A 23,698-nucleotide genomic window follows, 5' to 3' on the forward strand; every position below is an offset into this window, starting at 1 on the left:
CCGCAAGATCTAACGCCAAACCTGAACTTGCATGACATCAAAATGATAATCATACGTCCAAACAGGCAAATTTAGGCGAACAGCAATAACAGCAGTAACACCATCAAATAAAGTAATTCTTTGATCGGGATAACCAGCTACTTTATCTTGGGCGGCTAGATAATCATTAACGGTAGGATTAATTAATTCTGCACCCGTAACTAAACTCTCAAGAAAAGTCAAAGCTAATTGAGTATCAAGACGTTGTAATACCAAGGTATATGCTTCTAAAACAGTAGGATAAAGAATAATAACTTCTAGACTTTCTTGAGCCAGTCTTTGTAGCTCTGCTTGGGACTGAATATGATACTGATCGCTTGGATCAAATGCTGCATAAAGAGGGCCTGTATCAGCAAGAACTGCTCTCAAGATTCTTCCTCTGACGGCTGACGGGTAAGAACTTGATCGTGGTTAATCGATGTATCCGCGTAACCACTTCCTCGGGGAGCAGGTTGAATTCTTAGCGTTTTTTTCAACTGTGGAAAATACCCCCGTTGAGCGAGAAATTCTTCTAACGCTGCTTGAATAACGGCGTCGGGGCTTGATTGACTAGCCTGTTCGTTTGTATATAATTCAAGTGCTTGTAGCAGCGAATCCGGTAAATTTGTGTTGATCTGTTTCATACAAGAAGTGTGATTGGTAATAAGAAACAAGCTTTCGTTAACGACAATATTATCACATTCCCTTCGGAGTATTCAAGTTTTAGGGTGGGTAACAACCGATAACTTAATTGTTGAAATCAGAAACTTTTTGATGTTATCCACCCTGCTGTTAGGCGATCGCTTAAACGTGAAATAACTGTGTTAAACTAAGCTTAGAGTAGGTGAAGTTTGAAATATGGAAAAAGTCTACAAAGTTAAGGCTAACGACTTAGATGATCGTTTTTTGACCGAGTTGAAAGCCACATTTCGAGATCAAGAGATTGAAATCATTGTTTCGGAGATTGATGAAACTTCATACTTATTCAAGTCTCCAGCTAATCGAGAAAAATTGCTCAAAGCCGTAGATAATATTAAGAAAAGAGAGAATTTAGTTGAATTTAATAGCGATGATCTGACATGAGAAGAAGAATCGTCTTTGAAGCATCAGCCTTTGAAGATTTTAACGCATGGGCTACTCAAGATAAAAAACTGTATGGAAAAATTATTAAGTTAATTCAGGATATTGACCGCTCTCCTTTTGAGGGTTTGGGTAAACCAGAACCTTTAAAATATGAACTCACTGGATTTTGGTCAAGACGGATCAACGATGAGCATCGCTTAGTTTATCAGGTAACAGATGATGAAATTATAATAGCTTCATGTAGATATCATTACGAGTAATGATGATACCTACTAAAGTTGTATTTCAATTCTGCAATAGAAAGATGATCATTATTAAAGCTGGGTAAAAGGCGATCGCCAAATGTAAAATAATGGCTAAAGACTGGGTTTTGATTTCTGTTAATGATTCTGTCATTACCATTCATCCCGAACTTGACGCTGATATTCTAGGGGGTCTTGAGTTAATTCAATCACTCCTGAAAATTTGGATAAATCAGACTGTTCCTGCTCGAAAAAATGACTCTGTTCTAGAAACTTCTCAATGTTTTGCCAATCCTGATAATCAATAATAACACCAACTGGACGCATTTTTTCATCCAAAACCAGTCTCTTTTTGGGGGGGTGCATATTGTTCTCCAAATCCCAAGACAAAATTTAGCTTTTGAACGGCATTATCTATTATAATCTGTTCGGAGCGATGGCGTTAGTTATTCTTTAACCTTGACAGACAACTCAAAACCCAAAGTATTCAACAGTTCAACAAAAGTATAGATTTCTGTTCCGCCACTTTGATCTAAGATTTTTTTGAGTTTATCATAGTTTAAACGAGCTAAATTTGAAAGTTGATTACTCTGTATCTTAGCTTCAATTACATGACTCATAACCCTTAATAAAAGTTCAGGTTCAGGGTTTTGTTCTTCTAAAGCAGCTTCTAAATATGCAGCAATATCTTCATCATCTTGTAAAGATTTAATTAAAAATTCATGGTAACTCAAACTTTTAGGTATCATCTTGACTCCTGTAATCTATCCAATAGTCTATCGCTTTCCGAATATCATTCTGTTGGGTGCTTTTATCGCCACCGCAGAGAAGAATGACAAGGGTTGACCCAATTTGTCCAAAATAAACTCGATATCCTGAACCATAGTTAATTCTTAATTCACAAACCCCCTCTCCAACGGATCGATAATCTCCTAAATTTCCTAAAGCCACTCGTTCTAGTCTTAACTTAATTTTAGCTTGAGCTTTGCGATCGCGTAGTGAATTGTACCATTCATCAAACGGAATTGTACCATCAGAGGTTACATAACGTTGAATTTCCCTCGGTTGTGCTTCCATAAATTCTATCAGAGTTGCTTCCAGTTTCAATATTACCGGAGTTTGAGGCGATCGCTTAAACGTGAAATAACTGTATTAAATTAACGTTTGATTAAAATATAATAAATGTGATAGTTTTTGGAAGCGATCGCATTAGTTATTCTTAGACCTTCACTAACAACTCAAAACCCAAAGTATTCAACAGTTCAACAAAAATAAAGATTTCACTTCCATCACCTTTTTTAGAACTTTTCTGAGAAGATATCATTATAGATTAAAAGACTGGAGGTTGAACTAAATTACACAGTTCCTTGTCTTCTGTTTCCACTTTCGGGTTATATTGAAGATAATTGCCAATTTGATCACAAGCCCGTTCCAATAAGCGATCAATATCAGAATTTTGAAAGAGTTTTTGAAAATCCAAATTCCAAACACTAACCCGGTTAGTCGCATCGATAGAAACCAGTTGACCATCAGGACTAAAACCAACCCATTCAACCCGACTTGAACCTTCTTGTAGAGTCAATAATAGTGTACCTGTATGATCCCAAATTTTCACCGTTCCGTCTTCACTCGCTGAGGCGAGAGTCTCACCATCCGGACTAAAACTGACTTGATAAACGGCTTTTTTATGCGCTCCAATCGGAGTTAAAATCGAAATATCTTGCCAATTTCCATCTTGCGATCGCCAAAGTTTGATCGAACCGTCATCCGTCGCTGCTGCAATCAAATGATTATCAGTCGGACTAAAACTAACTGAAGAAAACTTGCGATTACTCGATAATTTAGCAATCAATTTCCCATCTTGACGATTCCAAAGTCGTACAGTTTGATCTCGACTCGCTGAGGCTAAAATTCGACCATTAGGACTAAAACTCACACTGGTAACAGCGTCATCATGTCTGAGGGTATAAAGCAGTTTACCATTTCGTTGCCAAACCTTAACGGTTTGATCCTGACTTGCAGACGCAATTAACTGACGTTCGGGCGATCTTTCCGGACTAAAACTAACATCATTAACCCCTTGTAAATGTCCGAGTAAAGTTCGTATTGGTTTACCATTTGTTTGCCAAAGTCGAACAGTTTTATCGAGACTTGCCGAAGCCATCATTGTATCATCCGGACTAAAGCTAATTCCTGTTACCTGATCTTGATGACCTTGAACTGTTAACTGTCGAGTTCCTTGAGTTGGATTCCACAATCTAAATGTATTATTATCACTAGGTGTAGCAATCAGTTTCCCATCATGATTAAAACTCGCCCCCAAACCAAATACTTTATAGTCAGGCTGAAAGACTTTTGGCGGAATATTTTCCATACTCCACAGTCTCACTGTCCAGTCACTACTCGCAGAAATCAGGGTTCGACTATCTGGGGTAAAACTTACCTGATTAACAGCACCTCCATGACCGATGAGAGTTGAGATTAATGTCCCGTCACTCGCCCAAAGTTTGACTTCACCGTTGCTACTCCCGGAAGCGATGCGTTGACCATCAGGACTAAAACTGATGTTATTAACGGGAGTTTGATGTTGTTTTAAGGTTTTAAAAATCTGGTAAGTTGAATCGTTGCGTTTCCATAATTTTATTGTGTAGTCATCACTTCCCGAAGCGATCATTTCTCCATCAGGGCTAAAATTCACCGTCCAAACAGCATCACTGTGACCGTTTAAAGTCTGAATTAGCTTTCCTTCAAGATTCCAAATCTTAATGGTTTTGTCTTTACTTGCTGATGCAATCAATTGACTATCTGGACTAAAACTGACACTCAATACAGAGTCTTGATGTCCGTTAAATGTTTTTAATAATTCACCTGTATTCCGGTTCCAAAGTTTAATGGTTTGATCTTGACTTGCTGATGCGATTAACTGACCATCTGGACTAAATGTTACCCATTTTACTTCATTTTGATGTCCGCGTAAAGTCATGATTAAATCACCATCTCGACTCCAAAGTTTAATGGTTTTATCTTTACTCGCTGTGGCAATAATTTGACGTTCTAGAGATAAATCAGGACTAAAACTAACACACCAAATGGTATCTTTATGGTCGTTTAAAGTTTGGAGCAAGACACCCTTTTGATTCCAAAGTTTAATGGTTTGATCTGAACTCGCCGAAGCAATTAATTGACCATCTGGACTGACACTTACACTTAAAACACTATCTTGATGATCTTGTAAACGATTTCGTTCAGAGGTGAAATAAGTGGCTCTCCACAAATGTCGTAGAGTTTCTTGTGCGGATTCTGATAAGTTTTGATCATTCTTTTGTTCTTGTAATTGTTGACCTGCTCTGAGAATTTTCACATAAGCATCCAGTTGATTTTCTTCGACTAAACGTAAGAGTTGATAGGTGGCGTTTAACTTCGCTAAAGTGGTTTCTCTTTTTTGTTCTTCTACCTGAGCTTTTTGTTCTTTAGCTTCCCACCATTTACAAACAACTGTTCCCGAGAGAACCACCATCACCAAACTCACGAAAACAGAACCAATCGTTAACCATTTTTGAAGTTTTTTACGTTGTTCTCGTTCTTTTGTTAAGTCGGAGATGAATTTCGCCCCCTCTCGTTGACGAATAATTGTGACTAAATAATCATGAACAAGTTGATAGTGATGTTCAGGTACTTTCTTCAGTAAAATCACTAATCCTGACTGGACAAAAATTTCCAAAACTAAATTTAGTCTTTCTAATTCAGCGAGGGGATATTTTGCTAAAACTTTTAATTCTCGTTCGAGATCTGTTCGAGTTTTCAGAGGACGTTTTTCATTTTCTTCAGTGAGTAGATATAAGACGAGTTCGGCGGCTCGTTTATTGTCGCGTCCACAATCTTTAACAACATCTTCGAGATGATGATTAACAAGTTTTGCTTTCGGATTTTCACCGAGTTTGAGATATCCTTGAAGGCTGGTAATTTGTTCGGCTTGTAGTTGCGCTCCAACCACTTGTAATTCAATGGGTCTAACTTCTCCAAACTCCTCGGATAAATCTTTAACCACTCGATTAATTAAGCGATCTTCTAATCTAAATGGAGTTTGTTCGGTAATTTTTTGAATCAGAGATTTAGCCTGATCAGGTTGCCAATTTCCCAGATGATAGAGAATTCTACGATCTAAAATATTATTGTCAACAATATCTAAATTGACTAAACGTTCATTACATTCTAGGAGAAAATGTAAACAGTCTTCGCGTAAAGCGAGAATAACTTTAACATAAGGAATATCAAGACAGGTTTTTAAAAAAGTATAAAATTCTTGACGTTCTTGAGGTTTTTGTAAGGTAAAAAATAATTCTTCAAATTGATCAAAAATCAAAAGTGTAACGAACTCTCGTTCAGCATTCACCTGAAACTGATTAATAATATTTTCTTGAGTCTTAAATTGAGGTAGATTTTTAAAGGATTGAGTTTCTTCTAAAGTTTCAGTTAAATTTTTTCCGAGTTCTTGTATCCAATCTGTATAAACTCGTTGTAAAATGGGAATAACCTGACGAGAATCAATCGAATCTTGCTTAACAGTCGGAATTAATCCGGCTTGGAGAAGTGAACTTTTTCCTACACCAGACTGTCCATGAATAATCGTCAGTTTATGGTCAGTTCGTTGAATCCGTTTGACTAAACATTCAATATCTTCTTGTCGAGGAGAAGCGGTAATTTCTGGTGCGACCATTCCCGGTGATTTATGGAGGGGTCGAGTTAAGTTGGTAACTTGTTGTTTAGGACGCAATCGACCCGCTCCGACAAAGGCTCGAAAGCCATATTGACCTTCAATTGCAAGTTGTTCTTTTTTGAGCGTAAATGCAACTAAATAGTCTTGTTCTTGAAAATAACTTTGACGAAGTTGAGATAATATTCCAATATAAAGCTCGGGATCATAATAGGGTTGACTAATTTCTTTGGCAGCTTCTAGAATTAAAATTGAAGCTTTAATATGACCTAAAAGTTGTTGTGCTTTTCCAAGTGAAAATAAATACCATCCTTTATGAAAGGAACGTTCCCAATCCAAAAAAGATTGTAAATCACCTGTAGACTGATCAACTGTTTTTTCAGCTTGATCCAGTAAATCTAAAGCTTTAGTCGCAAAGCGTTTTGCTCGCTGAAGATTGGCAGAATTTTGCCAACAGAAAATAATATTATTCGGTTGACATTTGGAAAGCTCAACTTCTGCTAAAAAACCATAACAACGAGCAGATCTAAAAAGATTCGCGTATTTATTGTGTAGCCATAAAGCATTAATTTTAGGTTGTTTTGCGACTAATTCTTCTAATCCTTTCCAGTCGCCAAGACGATGTAAAGTATCTGCTAATAAGTTAATAAACTTAGCGACTAAATCGAGTCTTTTTGCAGCTTTGAAAGCATTCAGAGATCGCGAAAAATAATCTTTGGCTTGTAAACACGCTTGCTGATATTGAGTTCGTTGTCGAATCGCATGATTGAGCCACCATAATCCTAGATAAAAACATAAATTTCCTTGCTTTTCTAAGTCGCCGATTTGTTGCCATAAAATCAAACTTTGTTCATAATGTTGTCGAGATTCTTCTGTTGTATTATCAGAAACTCGACCCATGACAAACTCTAGACCTGCTTCTAATTCAGGATCTAACTGAATCCCTCGCTGTTTTAAAATTTTGCGTCCAGACTGAAGTTCAATTCGGCGAGATGAACCTGTTTCTAAATGAAAAGCGGTATTTTCTAAAAAGAGATTTTCTTGAGAAGATAAAACGGCTTGAAAAACATCATTAACTGTAGATTTAAGAAATAAAATTAACTCATCTGTTTCAATCAAAAATTCAATACTGGTGGCTCGATTATGCAAATCAGGAGCAACCCGAATCATTTTGTGGATCACTTCATCTGTCACCCACAAGATCAGAGGAAAAGAGAAGTTATTCAACTCCTCAATATTTCGTTTAGCTGTGAGCAACAATTGATTCAAATCCACAACAGATTCTAGCCCAAAAACCATCACCGCATCGGGTTGATCTCCTTGTAGTTGATCGATTAAAGAGGTTAGTAAAGTTTGAGTTGTCGGTTCTAAAAAAACTTCTTCCCAACCGACTGAACACTGATTGCGAATTTGATCGACAATACGTTGAGTGACAACACTGTAACTACAACAGGCTAAAATCAGGGAAAATTCTCCCTGAGACAGCGTAATTGCACGGCTCAATTGCTGAACTGAATTTTGATTATAAATTGTGATGGCTTCTGGTTGATAAAAATCAGACATCATTGAGTTCCTTAGCATCAGCTAAAATTGGATTGATATCAAACCAATTTCCCTGACGATCATCGCGATATTCAAAGACAAATAAACTTCGCAATAATATTTGATATTCATCCTCCCCCCGCACAGCTTTGTGTTGAGCGACTTGTTTAATCAGTTCCCATTCATTCGGAGTAATCGCTTTACTCAATTCATTGCGACGTTCACTAATGACTCGCTCAATTAAACTATGAGAAAAAGGAGGATCATCTTTTTGAATACAGTTTGATACTAGAATTAACAAATTTCGCACATGACCCCCACTCACCTGACATAACCGATCTAAGGTTTTTGGCTCCTCAAAAATTTCTGGAATTAAACTCATCCGTTTTTCCAGTTCAATATCAGGAAAAGCCCTCACTAAAACCATTTCTCGCAATAATTGTATTCCTTTCTCGCAAACGTTACCATTTTTTTCTGTGACTCGCACCATCGGTAATAATTTTGCGGGAGAACCAAAGCGGTTACTCAAAGTTTCTTTATCGTTGGAAAAGGTTAAAATTAAAGGGATGGTATAGATCACATGACACTTGAGTTTGTTTAGTTGTTCCCCACGATCCACAAATAAATATTCGGGTTGAGTTCGAGTTGATAATTTCGGAGTATTATCAATGCGATCTAAATTATCAATAATCACCACTAAACCCGCTTTTCCTTTCTGTTTCAGTTGTTTTTGAGCGGGTTCAATTAATTCTTTATTAATCGCTTCGATAATATTACTGACTCTCGGCTCTAAATGTTGGCGTAATAACGCTCTGACATCCCGACTATTTTTAGCTTTTGCTGTAATTTCTCCAATCCCTAGAGAGAGAGAAAAGGTATCTTCCTCCGCACTCACACCCACCTCTCCCATCATGGGAACATTAGTTTTTAAACCCGTAATATCAGCATTTAAAAAACTCGCCGCATTTTTGAGTAAATTTTGCAAGAAAGTGGGTTTGAGACGAATTCCAGCCCCTTCTAAACTTTGACTAACTTGATGAGCAATTGCTAGTAAAATATCACTAATATCAACATCAGCCATATCTAGATCTTGCGAAGACTCAAAATAAACAACATGAAAATTTTGTTGTTCTAATTCAGCTTGCAAACAAGATAACTCGGTTGATTTTCCACAGCCAATATGTCCAGTAAATAACTGACAAGTGGGTTCATCATCCGAAAACGTAATTGTTCGCCGTAGTTCTTTAATCACATGACTACCGCGTACACTTGCAAAATCGATATAATATTGACGATCTTCAGGCTTCGACATATTCAACCTGTAGGCTGGACTACAAGCTCGAAAAAATTTCGCCAGATTGAGCATCATGTGTTGTTTCCCCCAACCAATTAAACACTATTTTTATTCTGCCTTCTCCGGGTTATTTCTGGACAATTGACAGAATCTCAGAGGCGTTCAACTCCTCAAATGAGCAGTGAGCGCCTAATCATAGCTTCAATTTTAACAACCTTGTCTCTGTCTGCTACTTGAAATATTTGCCAAGACCCTTCCTTAACAACACAAAGCCTGAAAATCAATCACTCCGGTTCTCAACCCCTTAATCAAAAGTTACTTCGATCATCTGTAATAGCTTTCTCAGCCATTTAGACTTGGGGGGAACGGTAGTCGGGGTTGAACAAATTCTGTCAATTAAACTCCAATCCATCTCACAATTATAGTCTTCAATCAAGCCAACTTGATCATGGATATATCGAGCAATTGACTCTGAATCACTCGACCAGAACGCATCATCTACATCTAACTTAATCATCAAGCCCTCTATCCCTAGAATAATTTCTATCTGCTATTTATATTTTCTCAGAGTTTTTACAAAAAACCGGAAAACAGTGCAGATTATCTCTATCTTTTTGAGATAATAATTGCCGGGTGTTCCCCGTTATTTGCTAGATTGTCTTGGGGTTGATTCGTTATTTTTACCATAGAATTATCATGAATATTGTGCTTTAAAGTTGTAAAAAAGTCAGTATAATTTACCAAGCTTGAGCCTCATTAATGTCAATATTCAGTAAAAACACTGACACATTAGATGTGATTGACAATGGCTAAAGTGTACCACCTTAGTCAAGATTACCTGCTTCTAAGGGTTAGCACCTAGAACCGATCCCCGCTCAAATGGCATTTTTACAGACACAACAACGACAATGTGTGGGAGTTTGGACTTCTCGGATCAGAACAATGGACAGATCGACGCTACACATTACGTTCCGGCTTCTCCGGAAAAGAAGGAGGTGATCGAAAATTATCTTGAATTTTAGCTTGATCTATTCAAGGTGTGCAGCCGAGGATCGAATTAAGGATCAATATTGGCGCCCCAACTCGACTGTTGATTGCAGATGCAGTCGCCGTGCGGCACATTGATGATGAGGGAAAAGCAAGTTTTGAAGAAATTGATCACCCCAATTGTAAAGAAAATTTACTCACCATTTGTCTATAGATTTTGATGCGGATCACGACTTCTACGATCTGGAAAAGAAAAACAATGCTTAGATCGTTAGATATAACCCGTATCCTCAACAAATAATGGCAAATTCTCAACCTCCTTTTCCCGATCTTACCCAACATTGGGCGCGTTCTTTCATTCAACGGCTACAGCGCCAAAATATTGTTAGTGGTTTTCGAGATGGGACATTCCGCCCGCAACAAACCCTGACTCGCGCCGAATATGCCGCCCTCTTACAAGCTGCCTTCCAACGTCCCCCCAAACGGGCTTATCTTCCCTTCTCAGACGTTTCAACAGGTTTTTGGGCGTTTTCTGCCATTCAAAAAGCTTACGAAGCTGGCTTTATTTCTGGCTTTCCTGACAACACTTTTCGACCTCAAGCGAATATTACCCGCCTTCATGTTTTGCTGTCTTTAGTTGCGGGTTTAAATATTCCAAAAACAACGGCTTTTGCTTTAGCAGAAGTTTACAAAGATGCCGATCAAATTCCTAACTATGCTGTTAGTGCAATTTCCGGTGCAACTGAGTCTAAAATTGTTGTTAATTTTCCTCAAGCCGTAATTTTAAATCCAAATCAACCCGCGACTCGCTCTGAAGTGGCGGCGATTATTTATCAAGCTTTAGTTTTTCTCGGAAAAGCTTTACCTCTAGCTTCTCCCTATTGTGTTGAACCGACAAAACCGGGAATTGTTCGTACAGGAACTCATTTATCCGTGAATGGTAGACGTTGGAAAATAGCTTGGGGTCAATGGAGTTCGGGCGTTTCAACTTTAACCGGAATTAGTGATAAAGGGATCATGTTAGTTTTGGGGATGAATCCCTTAAATAATCAACACACTTCCTGGCAACCAATTCATTGGTTTTCTCCACTTGTTCAACCTTTTTCTATGCTAACTCAATTTGATCGAGACTATCGTTATCTCAACATTGATGCTTTAGCCAAAACTGGAGAATGGGAAGTTGAACGGGAGGGAAACACTCTCAATATTTTCTCAGAAATCGGTCAAATCAATCAGATTACTTATGAAGAATTTTCTGATGTTTCTCGGATGGTGATTAATCTCAACAAAGCTACACCCTGGGAATTGTATGAACTCAGTTCCGACTGGGAAGTTGTTGTTGATGCACTGACTGAAAAATCTATTGCGGATCGCTTTTCAGAAACACCTCCCGAGTCAACGATCCCTCAACCCGATGAAGACCAAAAAAACGAAGGAGAAACCAGCGGAAGTGAGGCTAAAATCCCCCGTCCTGTGGTTAAACCGGGAGAAACTCAAACTGTAATCAAAGGAAAATTACCCGATGGTTATGGAATCAAAGTATTTACACTAACAAACCCCAATCGGATTTGGATAGAAGTGCGGAAAGATGCCTTAATCGAACGTAATATTCTTTGGACTAAAGGTTTAAATTGGCGACAACAATATTTAACTTTAAATCAGGATCGCTTTCCGGTGGTGTGGTTGGAAGTCAAACGAAATTCTGGCTTAAAACTACAACCGATTTGGACAGACAAAACCCAGATGAAAGGAACAGCATCTCTGTCTCAGATTACAAATACTTGGGGAAGTTTAGCCGCCATTAATGGGGGATACTTTAACCGCAATAACTTATTACCTTTAGGAACAATTCGACAAAATAACCAATGGTTTTCAGGGCCAATTCTCAACCGAGGCGTGATGGCGTGGAATGATACCGGAACCGTCAAAATGGCACGCTTGAAATTAATAGAAACCTTAACCATTTCTAGTGGACGAGAATTTGAAATTGATTTGTTAAATACTGGCTATGTCCAAGCCGGAATAGCCCGTTATACCTCCGACTGGGGAAAAAGTTACACTCCATTAACCTTAAATGAAGTCATAATCGTTGTTGAAAATAATCAACTTAGTCGTCAAATCGAAGCCCTCGATGATCAAACCCCTATCGAAATTCCTCAAAATGGTTATTTACTCACCTTTCGTTCTTTTAGAAGTGCTTTGAGTGCGTTTACCCTGGGTGCTAAAATTGCGATCGCCGCCCAAACAACACCCTTCGAGTTTAACCAATATCCTCACATTTTAGGAGCAGGGCCGCTACTATTACAACAAGGTCAAATCGTTGTTGATGCAGAAGCCGAAGGGTTTAATATTTGGTTTGCCAAACAGCGGGCGATTCGTAGTGGAATTGGGGTGACTGCAACGGGAGATTTATTGATTGTCACTGTTCATAATCGAGTGGGAGGGCCAGGGCCAGATTTAACGGAATTGGCGCAATTGATACAGCAACTTGGGGCGGTAGAGGGATTAAATTTGGATGGCGGAAGTTCGACTAGCCTGATTTTAGGCGGTCATTTACTCAACCGGACAGCAGATACAGCCGCCCGAGTTCATAACGGTTTAGGCCTATTTTGGAGATCAAGAAATTAGAAAATCGTTAAAAATCGGACAAAATTTGCAGTCTATCTCTTGAATACTGTTTCTTTTATTGGGAAAATCTGACACTGTTGTATTCCAGCAAGACGCTAAAATAGTTTAACAAGCGTAACGTATTGAGGGAATAAATGTAGTGATCCATTCTGAGTGTTATATTTTTGAGAACTGTGCAGGCATTTTAAACCCATGTCAGAATCACAGTTAACGGGTTAATCCCCAATCTCCGGGCTGAAATTGCAAAGGTTTCTGTGAAAATGCAAGTCGCCCCAAATCCCAAATCGAAACTTGAGTGAGTTCTGCCACTTCCATGATGACTCCAAGCGAACTAAACTACTGCTATCGCGTGTTAGAACTGAAGCCAGGTGCCACTCTGGATGTGGTTGATCAAGCTTATAAGGACTTGGCGTTTATTTGGCATCCGGATCGCATTCCAGAAGACAATCAGCGATTACGAAAAATAGCAGAAGACAAGCTAAAAGAAATCAATTTAGCCCGAGACAAACTGCGATCAATTTTAAAACGAAGTACAACCTCTCAATATAAATCGACTCGTCAGCAAACGACGACTGCATCCACTCGACAAACTACAACTCGATATTCCCCGACCTCTACTCAAACCCAGGCGAAACCCTATTCTCGTCCAGCAACATCCACCACTTACCGAACTTCTCAACCCAAACCTCAACCCAAACCTCAGCCCAAACCTCAACCCAAACCTCAACCCAACTATCCCCAAACAACACCCTATCAGCGACCTCACGCGCCCGATATGAGTGGAGTTGACCTCAAGGGGGCAGATCTCAAAGAAAGAGATTTTTCGGGGCGGAATTTAACCGGGGCGAACTTAAGCCATGCGAATTTGAGTGATGCTTTTCTGCATAAAGTTAACTTGAATGGGGCGTGTTTGTACAAGGCGAATTTATTTCGGGCAAATTTCCTGCAAGCAGACTTACGGTATGCCAATCTACAAGAAGCGAATTTAATTGGCGCTGACTTGAGTGGGGCGGATCTGCGAGGGGCGAATTTAACTGGGGCGAAAGTCGGAACAGGCGATCGCATTATGGTTAAACTGACAGGGACTATACTCGCAGGAGCTATTTTACCCGATGGTTCGGTTCATCCCCAATAAATTTCAATAGCAATCAGGAATCTCCAGAATAGAAGCTGTAGAGGGAAAAGTTGTATTTATTTTGATCAACCACTGTGAACAAGATCAAGAGACTCAAGCAACTCCCTCTCAAAGCCTCTAATTACGCGATTTTAGCGAGTGTGATTGGGTTTGAACTTGTCATCGTGGCTATCTATCTGGGAAGCATTTTGTTAACAGGTGTTCCCTATCCGCCTTTCGACATGAATGGTCAAATGACGATTCCTTCTTTTTTGCAGGCGTTTTATCTGTTTGCCATTGGTTTGATCGCCTTGATTTTGTTTGTGACTGAACGCCGTTCCAAACAACCCCCTTCTTCGGGGTTCAAGTTAGCGATCGCTATTCTATTATTATACGCGACCCTCGATGAAATCTTTGAACTTCATCTGCAACTGGATAACTGGTTTTCAGTCTTAGGAAAAGGAGACTGGATGGGAATTTATTTGGGGGTATTTTCCATCGCGCCTATGGTTTGGTACAAAGATGTTTGTAAGTTGTGGCGAGTGTATCGTCAAGAAACTTTAATTGTATTGTTAGGACTCACTTTATTAATTGTCGGAGGATTGGGGGCGGAACTGTTTAAAGGTTGGTTTAGACTGATTGTTGGATTATTATTTAAGCATGATTTCATTCTCTTTTTTGCGGATAAAGTCAGAGTTGCAATTGAAGAATTCTCTGAACTTTTAGGAGAAACCCTGATTCTCTATGCAACTTTTTTATTCCTGAAAAAACGTCGTCGCCGTCGTCTTCTGTTTGCTAGAAGTTCCGGATAGGGTAATGGGAGATCGGAAGTTGGGGGGCGGAGGAGATGGGGAGAGAGAAAACTTCTGACTTTTGCCGCTTGACTTCTAACTTTTGATCAATGATTAATCTGTATTCTTTTTTGAATTTCATGTCATCTCACAAACCCGTCTTTTTACAGAGACAGAGATCGATGATAATTCTTCCCTAAGAAAGAGGCAGGTGTCCGGACAATCGTCTGATACTGAGAATAATACCAATAGCCCCGCGATCAAATTATCTTTCCCTCTAGTATGTTAATCTCTGATTCCGCAGCCGTAAGCTATTACGAAGTAGACTCACGAGAGTCGGTTGTACAGGAAGTTCCTCTCTCGAAAGAGTCTGTTAATCAAACCTCTGCGTCTCAGCAAGGGATAGGATTAGTTTATCTCGCCTCTGGTTTTTTAGGAATTGCTTTTATTGTTGTCTTGATTAAGCAGTTACAAGCCCGGAAACTGATTAGAAGTCAACTCTCGATTAGCAAGCCTTTTCAAAAAATTCCTTGTACAAATTGTCAGTATTTTAATGGTAATGTTTATCTTAAATGTGCAGTCCAACCCTCTCTAGTGATGAGTGAACAAGCCAAAGATTGTACAGATTATCAACCCTTTGACCGCCATAAATCTTCATCCTAAAGACTGATGACTAATCTCAGTTTAGACTATTTTAATCCAAACCCTATTCCTGATTTATGCTTAGGTCACTAACCCCGAACGTAATGCAGTAACCGCAGCTTGCACCCGATCATCAACCGACAATTTATTCATAATTCCACGGACATGAGTTTTAATCGTATTGGGACTCAAGTACAATTCTTCAGCAATTTTTACATTCGTTTTCCCCTCGACCATCAACTTCAAAACCTCAAACTCTCGTGGCGATAAATTCGTACTTTTGAGATTAGTTTGAGGGGTTGGCAGTTGTAAATGATTGATCACATATTTCGCCACTTGCGGATCAAGATAAGTCGCCCCCTCACTCGCTGCTTCTATCGCCGCCCGCAAACGATCAACACTCGCCCCTTTAATACAATAAGCATCCGCCCCACTCGATAACGCTGCGATCACCTCTGTTTCTGCTGTATGAGAGGTTAACATCACCACCCGAATTTCAGGTAAAGCTTCCTTAATTTTTTTGGTGGCTTCTATCCCATCCATCCGAGGTAAACCAATATCCATTAAAATCAAATCCGGTTTTTGGTTTAACGCCGCTTCTACCCCCAAATAACCATCTTCTGCAATTCCAATTAAATCAAGATCTGCCCAATCAGATAAAACCTGTTCTAAGCCGAGTTGCATCATCGGATCATCTTCCACAATTAAAACACGCATAGTTCACCTTATTTAAAAAAACCTAGACTTGCAACACTTTAACAACCTCTCCGGCCTCAACTTGTGTACAATTAACAGGTAAAACGGCTAAACCTGTCGTCTGGGCGAGATTCACTAAATTTGCACTATTATGGGTTCCCCCTGCGAGTTTAAACTCATACTCACCATTATTCACACTAAGTTTGCCCCAAAGATAGGTTTCTCGTTTTCCTTTCGACTGTAAAAGACTCAGCGATCGCGCATTAATAAAAACAGGTTGACAATACTCTGATTTTAACCCCGAAAGTTTCCTCAAAGCAGGTTGGATAAACCGCCAACACGTCACTAAAGCCGAAACCGGATTTCCGGGTAAGCCAAAATAAATACAATGGGGAAACTTCGCCACCGTTAGGGGTTTACCGGGTTGAATGGCCACAGACTGGATGTGAATTTTACCGTCCAACTCCGTAATAATTTGTTCAATATAATCATAATCTCCCACCGAAACTCCCCCCGTCGAAAGCACCACATCCGCCTGAGAAATGGCTTCAGAAATGGTTTGTTTCAAGGCTTGAGGAACATCCCGTACAATCCCAAAATTCAAGGGTTCTACGCCCATTTTCTGCATCAACGCAGTTAAGGCATAATGGTTAGAATCAACTAATTGTCCAGGCCCCAAGGGTTGATCGGGTGTAACTAATTCATCCCCAGTAGAAAAAATGGCGACTTTGACTCGACGAAAAACCGGAACTTGTACACATTGACTCGCCGCTAATACCGCCATCTCCGCCGCCTCTAGAAGAATTCCCGGCGTTAATAGCAATTCTCCGGCTTTGTAAAAAGAACCCTGACGACGCACATATGCTGTCGATGGTGGACAGTTCAAAATAGTTACCCGATCACCTTGACGTTGGGTATCTTCCTGTATTACGATTGTATCCGCCCCCATTGGTAAACAAGCCCCAGTAAAAATCCGGGCGGCTTGTCCGGGTTGTAGAGTCTGTTGGGGTTGATATCCAGCCGGAATTTCTTCGACAATTTCTAAGGTTTTGGGATGATCCGCCGTACATCCAGTAATATCTACATAACGTACTGCATAACCGTCCATCGCGGAGTTATCCCAGTGGGGAAAATCGAGGTTACTGATCACAGGTGTTGCTAAGACTCGTCCTCTTGCATCTGGCAGATCAACAGTTTGTATATCTTGGGGACTCTCTAAGGGCTTTACTAAGTCAAAAATGATCGATTCAGCTTGGTCAACAGGTAACATAGAAGTTGAGCAGAAAACAGTTTTATTTTATTGTAAGGGTTTGCCATTACAATACTGTTAAACTTTTATTGATTTTGGCATAATAGAAATACCTCTAGGTCTGTATTCAATCTGAACACGCTTTATTTTCGGGTTTGATTTCTTTCTCTACCCTGGTAATCAACGTTATTTATATTCCCTCTCCATTCGTCTGTTATTCTTGTCGAAGACCAGGACAACTCTTTTGAGAGAGTGTAGAAACCGATCAACAGCCTTTTATCTCTGATTCAGTAATTTTTCTGAATGGGGCGATTTTTTTCTCATTTTTATTGGAGAATTATGTTGAGAAATTTAAAAACATTAAAAGTTATAAGTGGTGCAATACCAACCATGATTTATCCTAACGATAACAGTATATTGGGTCGCATCCTTATTGTTGATGACTGCTTAGATAACTTAAACTTTTTAGCTGAAATGTTAAAAAGTTATGGTTATTTGACGATCAAAGCCGAAAATGCAGAGATTGCACGAATTAAGACAGAATCTGAGCATCCCGACTTAATTTTATTAGATATTGTTATGCCCGGAATGGATGGCTATGAATTCTGTAAAACTCTAAAATACAATCCGAATAATTCGGACATTCCAATTATATTTATGAGTGCTTTAGATGAATTATTTGATAAAATAAAAGCCTTTAAAGTTGGAGGAGTTGATTATATTCCTAAACCTTTTCAAGTTGAAGAAGTGGTCGCTCGGGTTGAAAATCAGTTAGCCCTCAAACATCAAAAAATACAACTCACTCAAGAAATCGAACGTCGTCAACACGTTGAAGAAATTCTCTGTGAGTCTAGAGGGCTATTGGCGAGTGTTTTAAATAGTTCACCCGATGGAATTGCGGCTTTTAAAGCGGTTCGTGATCAGACGGGAAAGATTGCTTCTTTTCGCTGTGTTGTCGCTAATCCTCGGGTCGCTCAACTCATCAGTCAGCCTCCGAATAGTTTAGTCGGTCAACGAGTGTTGAAAAGTATGATTGATCAACTTGATAATACTCTATTTGAACAGTTAGTTCGGGTGGTAGAAACGGGAGAAACTTTGAATCAAGAGTTCTATTTTGATATCCACCATACTCAACATTGGTATCAAATTACAGCCGTGAAAAATGGAGAAGGGTTTGCGGTGACGATTCGTGATGTTTCCGAACGCAAAGAATGGGAAATGTTACTCAATCAAACCAGTCAAAATCTCTATCAACAAGCCATTTCAGATTCTTTAACTAACATTGGAAATCGGCGTGCTTTTGATCATTATCTCGAACAAGAATGGCATCGAGCGAAACGAGAGAAATTAGTCCTTTCTTTGATCTTAGCAGATGTCGATTATTTCAAGGATTATAACGATCATTACGGCCATCAAGCGGGTGATGAATGTTTGCGTCAAATTGCTCAAGCGATCCACGATGCAGTCAAGCGTCCGGGTGATTTTGTCGCTCGTTATGGGGGAGAAGAATTTGCGGTGATTTTACCCAATACGGACATAGAAGGGGCGAAACTTGTGGCGGAATTAATTCACTCCCAAATTCATCAACTTCAGCTTTCTCATGCTCAATCCACGGTTTGTCCATACATCACTTTAAGTCTAGGGGTCAGTGCTTGTGTTCCTCAACCGGAAGATTCATTTAAAATGTTAATTGCTCGGGCGGACGGGGCACTCTATCAAGCCAAAGAACAAGGACGTGATCGCATTGTTGAGGGTTAAAACCTATGATAGTAGTTTAATCAAATTGACAACAGAAAAGCTATGGACTCTCAAACGGATACAACATTAACCCCCGAGCAACATCGCCTCAAAATGCAGCGACGCAAGGAAGTTCAAGAACAACGAGTCGCCAAAGCGTCGCAGACGAAAGGGTTAATTATCGTTCACACGGGGAACGGGAAAGGAAAGACAACCGCAGCTTTGGGGATGGTGATGCGATCGCTCGGTCACGGTTATCGGGTGGCAATTGTTCAGTTTATCAAAGGGGCTTGGGAACCCGCAGAAAAAGCGGTTTTTAGCCGTTGGTCGGATCAGTTGGAGTTTCACGCGATGGGAGAAGGGTTTACGTGGGAAACTCAAAATCGCGATCGCGATATCGCCAAGGCGCAACAAGCTTGGGAAATGGCTTTATCTTTTATCCGCAATACTGAGTATAAGTTAGTGTTGCTCGATGAAATTAATGTGGTGATCAAATTGGGATATCTCAGCGTGGAAACGGTGTTAGCAGGACTCGCAGAAAAACCCGAAGACACTCATATCATTTTAACGGGTCGAGGCGCACCCGAGGCGTTAATTGAACGGGCTGACCTGGTAACAGAAATGACCCTGGTCAAGCACCCTTTTCGAGAACAAGGGGTGAAAGCTCAACCCGGGATCGAATATTAGATATATCTTGACCTCACCGCAACCCCAAACCAAAACCCCCCTTACAAAGCAGGGCCGTGCGCGTTAAGGCCCTAAAACTTGATTTGTGGGGGGGTGGGGAGGTAGGGAGGTAGGGAGGAAAAAACTCCTCTCCCCATCACCCCCGGAACCCTTTCACCCCCAACGGGATAGCCACTCCCCTCAACGCGCTTGTTCCCGCGCACGGGGGTGGACTCACCATCAACCCCGGCAATTTTTAACTGAGAATGAAACAGCCCTGCCCTTACAAAGGGGGGCTAGGGGGGATAAAAACCTCTATCGAACTACTAGCTAGCCAGATATTCTCGCACTTGAGACTTCCGACGACGGAGGTGATTGAGCGCTTGATTTTCAAGCTGACGAACTCGTTCGCGGCTGATGTTCATCCGAGCGCCGACTTTCGACAGAGATAGTTCTTTACCATCTTCTAAGCCGTAGCGTAATAGAATCACCTCCCGTTGTTGCGGGGTTAATTCATCGATCAGGCTTTTGAGATCCTGACGGAGTAGTTCGTGGGTGACGTAGCTATCAGCAGAAGCCGTTTCGTCTTCAAGCAGTTCTTGCAGTTCGGTGTCTTGGTTGTCCCCGACTCGCAGATCCAACGAAATCGGATGGCGAGAAGCGAGCAAGTATTCCCGAATTTGAGACGGTTCTAATTCTAATGCTTCTGCAATTTCGCTCGGTGTCGGGTTGCGACCATATTTTTGAACTAAGTCCCGTTGAACTCGTTTAATTTTGTTGAGTTTTTCGGTGATATGGATCGGTAAACGAATTGTACGACCATTTTGAGCGATCGCCCGTGTAATGGCTTGTCGTACCCACCAATAAGCGTAGGTGGAGAACTTATACCCTCGCATCGGGTCAAATTTTTCGACACCCCGTTCTAAACCGAGCGTTCCTTCTTGGATTAAATCCAAAAATTCCATGTTGCGCTTTTGGTATTTTTTAGCGATCGAAACAACTAAGCGCAGGTTAGCTTCGATCATTTTTTGTTTAGCGCGGCGACCGCAATCTAAAATACGATCTAGTTCATCTTCCGTTAATTCGACTTCATTTGCCCACTCTGTTTTGGAGGGTTCGTGATCGAGTTTTTTGGTCAGTTTGTCTTTTTCTTCCAACTGTTTCATCATCTGTTGGACTTGCTTACCGTAGTGAATTTCTTCTTCTTGGGTAAGCAAGGGAACACGACCGATTTCATGCAGATAAGTCCGCACAGTATCCGCTGAAACCCCAGGTCGAGTGTTCCGTTTGGTAGATTGATCTTTTTTGAGATTGTTTACCTTAGCCATAGTTTTAAATTAAACTCCCTTAACTGAATCAAAATTGGTAGTGAGTCTACCCGACTCAACAATGAGTAGGAAAGAATGATTTGAGTGCGTTCTTTTTTGAACTGGTAGAAAGTCTGACCCTGTGGGATTTCTACTCAATGTTTTGACAGGGGAGCCGGAACGCTCGACAGGTTGCGATAATATATCAGGTTCCCTCCCTTGATTGTAAAACTCTATATATTAGACGATAGTTGTGTGCTATTAGTTCAATTGACAATCAGCAGGTTATCGACTGGTGCTTCAAGAGTATACTTATTCCTCGACTTTCGAGAAGCTATTCAACTGTAACAACCCCCGATGAAGATTGGTTGGATTCCCATTCCAACACTTAATCCCTTGCTCCTTTACTTCCCTTTACATTATTACATTAATAATGGGGTATTAGTCAAGCTGTTCATGGTTCGGTTTTCTGTGTGAATCATTTTCTATCTTTACTTACTATCATGCCCAGAAACACTTGAAATCTATCAGAAGAATGAATACGAGAAAACCGAACTATTTTTTCCTTGTTTTCCCGACAAAATCCGTGTTTATACTGAATTTTGCATCAATTGTTACCTAACGACGAGTAACGCCAGTTGATCAAGACCACGATTCGGTTCACAAACAACTTGATCATTTCCCACTCCAGCAATCAACCGGATCGCGAATTGAGTTTGGTTTTTCCGGAATGAGCCAGAGTTTAAACGAGCGGTTGTGTACTTGATCGAGAAAGAGTGAAAACACAGATAGAGACAAATGAGCGGCAAACATCCAGGGCAAATTAATCTATAGAAAAGAGCATTGTACCCTATATTTCAGTTTTTGACCTGCCCAATGTGTAAATTTGCCAAATTTCGTGACACTCGCTTTCCGTTTTAAAAGGTTCCAGAGCGACTAAACGACTAGAGAAGAAACACGAACTTCTTCTTCAATCATTTGGGGTTGTTTTTTCCCTTCATAACGTTCAATCACACCCGCTCCCACCCCATCACCCCAGACATTAATCGTGGTACGACAGCGATCCAAAAACCAATCGATCACAAGAATTAAGGAAATTCCCTCAATCGGAATATTCACCGCTCTTAATACAATCACCATCGTCACTAGCCCCGCTTCCGGAATTCCGGCCGCACCAATCGCCGCTAAAGTTGCGGTTAAAAAAATCACGATCATCTGTCCAATGCCCAATTCTATCCCGTAAATTTGGGCAATAAAAACCGCTGCAACCGCTTCCTAGATAGCCGTCCCGTCCATGTTAATTGTTGCCCCTAATGGCAAAACAAAACTCGCTATCCGGGGAGAAATATGATTGCGTTCAATGCTGCATTCCATCGTCACAGGTAAGGTGGCTGAACTCGACGAGGTGGAAAAAGCCGTCGTTAAAGCCGAAGCTAAATGTCTAACATAAGGTAGAGGATAACGTTTCCCAAACCCATACAAAATCAGAGGCAAAATAATCGCCCCATGAATCAACAAAGCAATAATGACTGATGCGGCGTATTTACTCAAACTCATAAATTCGGCAGCAAAACCGCTAAAGCCTCCAGCCTGTCCTAAACGTTCAGCAATCAAAGCCCCAATGCCGACTGGTGCCGCCATCAAAATCAAGTGAATAATCCGCATAATGGCTTCATTTAAGCCTTCAAATCGGTGCAGAACATTCTGCCCTAAACTTCCCATTGTCGTTAAAACTCCCCCAAAAACCAGAGAAAAAATAATCAAGGGAAGCACCTGGTTGTCAGCCATCGCTTGGAACAAATTACGAGGAAGTAAACTGACAATCACTTCTTTAAGAACATCTACAATCGAGCGATTATCTTTTCCTTTGACTTTCGCGGCGACAGCTAAATCCACCCCAATTCCGGTTCCGGTTGAATTGGGAGTAATTTCTTTTCCGGTTTCATCTATCCATTGAGAGAGAGTAACAACATTCTCAGGCGTCGATTTTTCGGGTTGAATAGTCCCTTGAATCTGATTTTGATCCAAAAGAATCACCGAATAGCGCTCATCATAGGAAGGTTTAAAGTTTTCATCCTTTAACGTCAATTGTTGATTGCTAATGATATAACTGGTATTAGGAAGTAGTTGTCCTCCCCGCCAGGTAACTCGGGCTTCTGGGGTATCAGCCACACCCGGATTAATCATGTTCACCAGGATTAAACCCACGATCACGGCAATTCCGGTGGTTGCGGTATAGTATAAAAGGGTTCGACCTCCAAATCCTCTAAGCTGTCTGACATCTCCGAGACTGCTGACACTGACAACCATCGAAGTCATCACCAGAGGAATAACCAGCATTAACAAGCCGTTAATAAAGAGTTCTCCCAAAAAAGCAACCGATTCACCCACGGCGGGCAAGATTCCCCCAATGAGGATTCCTACCCCAATCCCGATCAAAATGGGAATGAGCAAGGATTTCGAGGTTTCTTGCGATGTCATTTTACCCTGAATGTGATTAACAGTTTTTGTATTGTGGTATAATACAGTGCAATTATTCGTAAAGTAGGATGCAGTTTGGCATTTCTTAATCTATGGTGAGAGAATTATCGCGCTAGAGAGTGCCAACTTAGGGCTTGTGACCCTATTTTCCGGCAACTGGACAATCAAAAAGTTGCTCAAGGTGAGTTGAGTCGCAAAAGTTGTCGGTTCAGACGGAAAAATTCTAGAGTTCTGAGAGTCTATGTCGGGAGAGGGATAAATGGAGTATACATTGATTTTGCTCTAGATTTTTGATCTCAATAAAGTTTTGTAAGTTGACCGAAAATCAATATTTTCTCAAAGTGATAACTCTTTCTTTCTTGATCGATAATTAAAACCCTCATTTGAGGAACCCAAAACTTTTTGGGAGACAAACAAACAGGTGAGGACAACCGAAAAACAGAACCGTTGAAAAACTCATCCCAAATTAGCTTGTCAAATGGATAGGATTTAAGTTAAATTATAATC

At 40.4% G+C, this 23,698-nt stretch carries 20 protein-coding genes and 1 pseudogene; 9 read left to right on the forward strand and 12 right to left on the reverse strand.

Going from position 1 to position 23,698, the window contains the following annotated elements:
- Nucleotides 1-9: 9 nt before the first annotated feature.
- On the reverse strand, nt 10-408 hold the full coding sequence (locus M595_RS04285; RefSeq protein ID WP_023064802.1) for a type II toxin-antitoxin system VapC family toxin: 399 nt from the start codon (nt 406-408) through the stop codon (nt 10-12).
- Nucleotides 405-662 carry a hypothetical protein gene (locus M595_RS04290; protein WP_023064783.1) on the reverse strand — a complete coding sequence of 86 codons (258 nt, stop codon included), beginning with the start codon at nt 660-662 and terminating at the stop codon, nt 405-407. Before M595_RS04290 ends, M595_RS04285 begins: the two co-directional genes overlap by 4 nt.
- A 214-nt stretch (nt 663-876) precedes the next feature.
- Here M595_RS04290 and M595_RS04295 point away from each other — a divergent pair, with 214 nt between their 5' ends.
- The gene (locus tag M595_RS04295; RefSeq protein WP_023064873.1) at nt 877-1,101 is read left to right on the forward strand and encodes a hypothetical protein; all 225 of its coding nucleotides are present in this window, start codon (nt 877-879) and stop codon (nt 1,099-1,101) included.
- A complete protein-coding gene (locus tag M595_RS04300; RefSeq protein ID WP_023064814.1) occupies nt 1,098-1,361 on the forward strand; it encodes a Txe/YoeB family addiction module toxin in 264 nt (87 codons plus the stop codon). Before M595_RS04295 ends, M595_RS04300 begins: the two co-directional genes overlap by 4 nt.
- Nucleotides 1,362-1,496: 135 nt before the next feature.
- Here M595_RS04300 and M595_RS04305 read toward each other — a convergent pair whose 3' ends face one another.
- The 6 genes from M595_RS04305 to M595_RS04330 form a co-directional block, all read right to left on the reverse strand.
- Complete coding sequence (locus M595_RS04305; RefSeq protein ID WP_023064766.1) at nt 1,497-1,709, reverse strand: hypothetical protein; 213 nt, start codon at nt 1,707-1,709, stop codon at nt 1,497-1,499.
- 80 nt (nt 1,710-1,789) lie between these two features.
- On the reverse strand, nt 1,790-2,092 hold the full coding sequence (locus M595_RS04310) for a helix-turn-helix domain-containing transcriptional regulator (protein WP_023064792.1): 303 nt from the start codon (nt 2,090-2,092) through the stop codon (nt 1,790-1,792).
- Nucleotides 2,082-2,420 carry a type II toxin-antitoxin system RelE/ParE family toxin gene (locus M595_RS04315; RefSeq protein WP_023064852.1) on the reverse strand — a complete coding sequence of 113 codons (339 nt, stop codon included), beginning with the start codon at nt 2,418-2,420 and terminating at the stop codon, nt 2,082-2,084. The genes M595_RS04310 and M595_RS04315 overlap by 11 nt, the downstream gene beginning before the upstream one ends.
- A 253-nt stretch (nt 2,421-2,673) precedes the next feature.
- Nucleotides 2,674-7,638, reverse strand: a complete 4,965-nt coding sequence (locus tag M595_RS04320; RefSeq protein WP_083492771.1) for a WD40 domain-containing protein — start codon at nt 7,636-7,638, stop codon at nt 2,674-2,676.
- A complete protein-coding gene (locus tag M595_RS04325) occupies nt 7,613-8,968 on the reverse strand; it encodes a P-loop NTPase fold protein (RefSeq protein ID WP_040483554.1) in 1,356 nt (451 codons plus the stop codon). Before M595_RS04325 ends, M595_RS04320 begins: the two co-directional genes overlap by 26 nt.
- Before the next feature lie 229 nt (nt 8,969-9,197).
- The gene (locus tag M595_RS04330) at nt 9,198-9,410 is read right to left on the reverse strand and encodes a hypothetical protein (RefSeq protein WP_023064794.1); all 213 of its coding nucleotides are present in this window, start codon (nt 9,408-9,410) and stop codon (nt 9,198-9,200) included.
- Between the two features lie 522 nt (nt 9,411-9,932).
- On the opposite strand from M595_RS04330, the gene M595_RS31000 reads away from it, so the two are divergent.
- From M595_RS31000 to M595_RS04350, 5 genes are all read left to right on the forward strand, one after another.
- Nucleotides 9,933-10,094: a hypothetical protein gene (locus tag M595_RS31000; protein ID WP_023064835.1), complete on the forward strand. Its 162-nt coding sequence runs from the start codon at nt 9,933-9,935 to the stop codon at nt 10,092-10,094.
- Nucleotides 10,095-10,180: 86 nt separating this feature from the next.
- Nucleotides 10,181-12,508 carry a phosphodiester glycosidase family protein gene (locus M595_RS04335; RefSeq protein ID WP_023064841.1) on the forward strand — a complete coding sequence of 776 codons (2,328 nt, stop codon included), beginning with the start codon at nt 10,181-10,183 and terminating at the stop codon, nt 12,506-12,508.
- A gap of 316 nt (nt 12,509-12,824) precedes the next feature.
- Nucleotides 12,825-13,643: a pentapeptide repeat-containing protein gene (locus M595_RS04340; RefSeq protein ID WP_023064764.1), complete on the forward strand. Its 819-nt coding sequence runs from the start codon at nt 12,825-12,827 to the stop codon at nt 13,641-13,643.
- 74 nt (nt 13,644-13,717) lie between these two features.
- Complete coding sequence (locus M595_RS04345; protein ID WP_023064866.1) at nt 13,718-14,434, forward strand: DUF8692 domain-containing protein; 717 nt, start codon at nt 13,718-13,720, stop codon at nt 14,432-14,434.
- 261 nt (nt 14,435-14,695) lie between these two features.
- On the forward strand, nt 14,696-15,076 hold the full coding sequence (locus M595_RS04350) for a hypothetical protein (protein WP_023064884.1): 381 nt from the start codon (nt 14,696-14,698) through the stop codon (nt 15,074-15,076).
- Between the two features lie 60 nt (nt 15,077-15,136).
- Here M595_RS04350 and M595_RS04355 read toward each other — a convergent pair whose 3' ends face one another.
- Both M595_RS04355 and M595_RS04360 read right to left on the reverse strand, forming a co-directional pair.
- Nucleotides 15,137-15,772, reverse strand: a complete 636-nt coding sequence (locus tag M595_RS04355; protein ID WP_040483555.1) for a response regulator — start codon at nt 15,770-15,772, stop codon at nt 15,137-15,139.
- Between the two features lie 22 nt (nt 15,773-15,794).
- The gene (locus tag M595_RS04360; protein WP_023064869.1) at nt 15,795-17,021 is read right to left on the reverse strand and encodes a molybdopterin molybdotransferase MoeA; all 1,227 of its coding nucleotides are present in this window, start codon (nt 17,019-17,021) and stop codon (nt 15,795-15,797) included.
- 369 nt (nt 17,022-17,390) lie between these two features.
- Between M595_RS04360 and M595_RS04365 the strand changes: the two genes are divergently transcribed.
- On the forward strand, nt 17,391-18,758 hold the full coding sequence (locus M595_RS04365; protein ID WP_023064832.1) for a diguanylate cyclase domain-containing protein: 1,368 nt from the start codon (nt 17,391-17,393) through the stop codon (nt 18,756-18,758).
- Between the two features lie 42 nt (nt 18,759-18,800).
- On the forward strand, nt 18,801-19,424 hold the full coding sequence (gene cobO, locus M595_RS04370; RefSeq protein WP_023064888.1) for a cob(I)yrinic acid a,c-diamide adenosyltransferase: 624 nt from the start codon (nt 18,801-18,803) through the stop codon (nt 19,422-19,424).
- 305 nt (nt 19,425-19,729) lie between these two features.
- On the opposite strand, the gene M595_RS04375 is transcribed toward cobO, so the two are convergent.
- Nucleotides 19,730-20,731 carry an RNA polymerase sigma factor, RpoD/SigA family gene (locus tag M595_RS04375; RefSeq protein ID WP_023064831.1) on the reverse strand — a complete coding sequence of 334 codons (1,002 nt, stop codon included), beginning with the start codon at nt 20,729-20,731 and terminating at the stop codon, nt 19,730-19,732.
- A gap of 915 nt (nt 20,732-21,646) precedes the next feature.
- Nucleotides 21,647-23,191, reverse strand: a pseudogene (locus tag M595_RS04380) (dicarboxylate/amino acid:cation symporter).
- Nucleotides 23,192-23,698: the final 507 nt, after the last annotated feature.

It is taken from the genome of Lyngbya aestuarii BL J (genome assembly GCF_000478195.2).
Classification (GTDB): Bacteria; Cyanobacteriota; Cyanobacteriia; order Cyanobacteriales; family Microcoleaceae; genus Capilliphycus; species Capilliphycus aestuarii.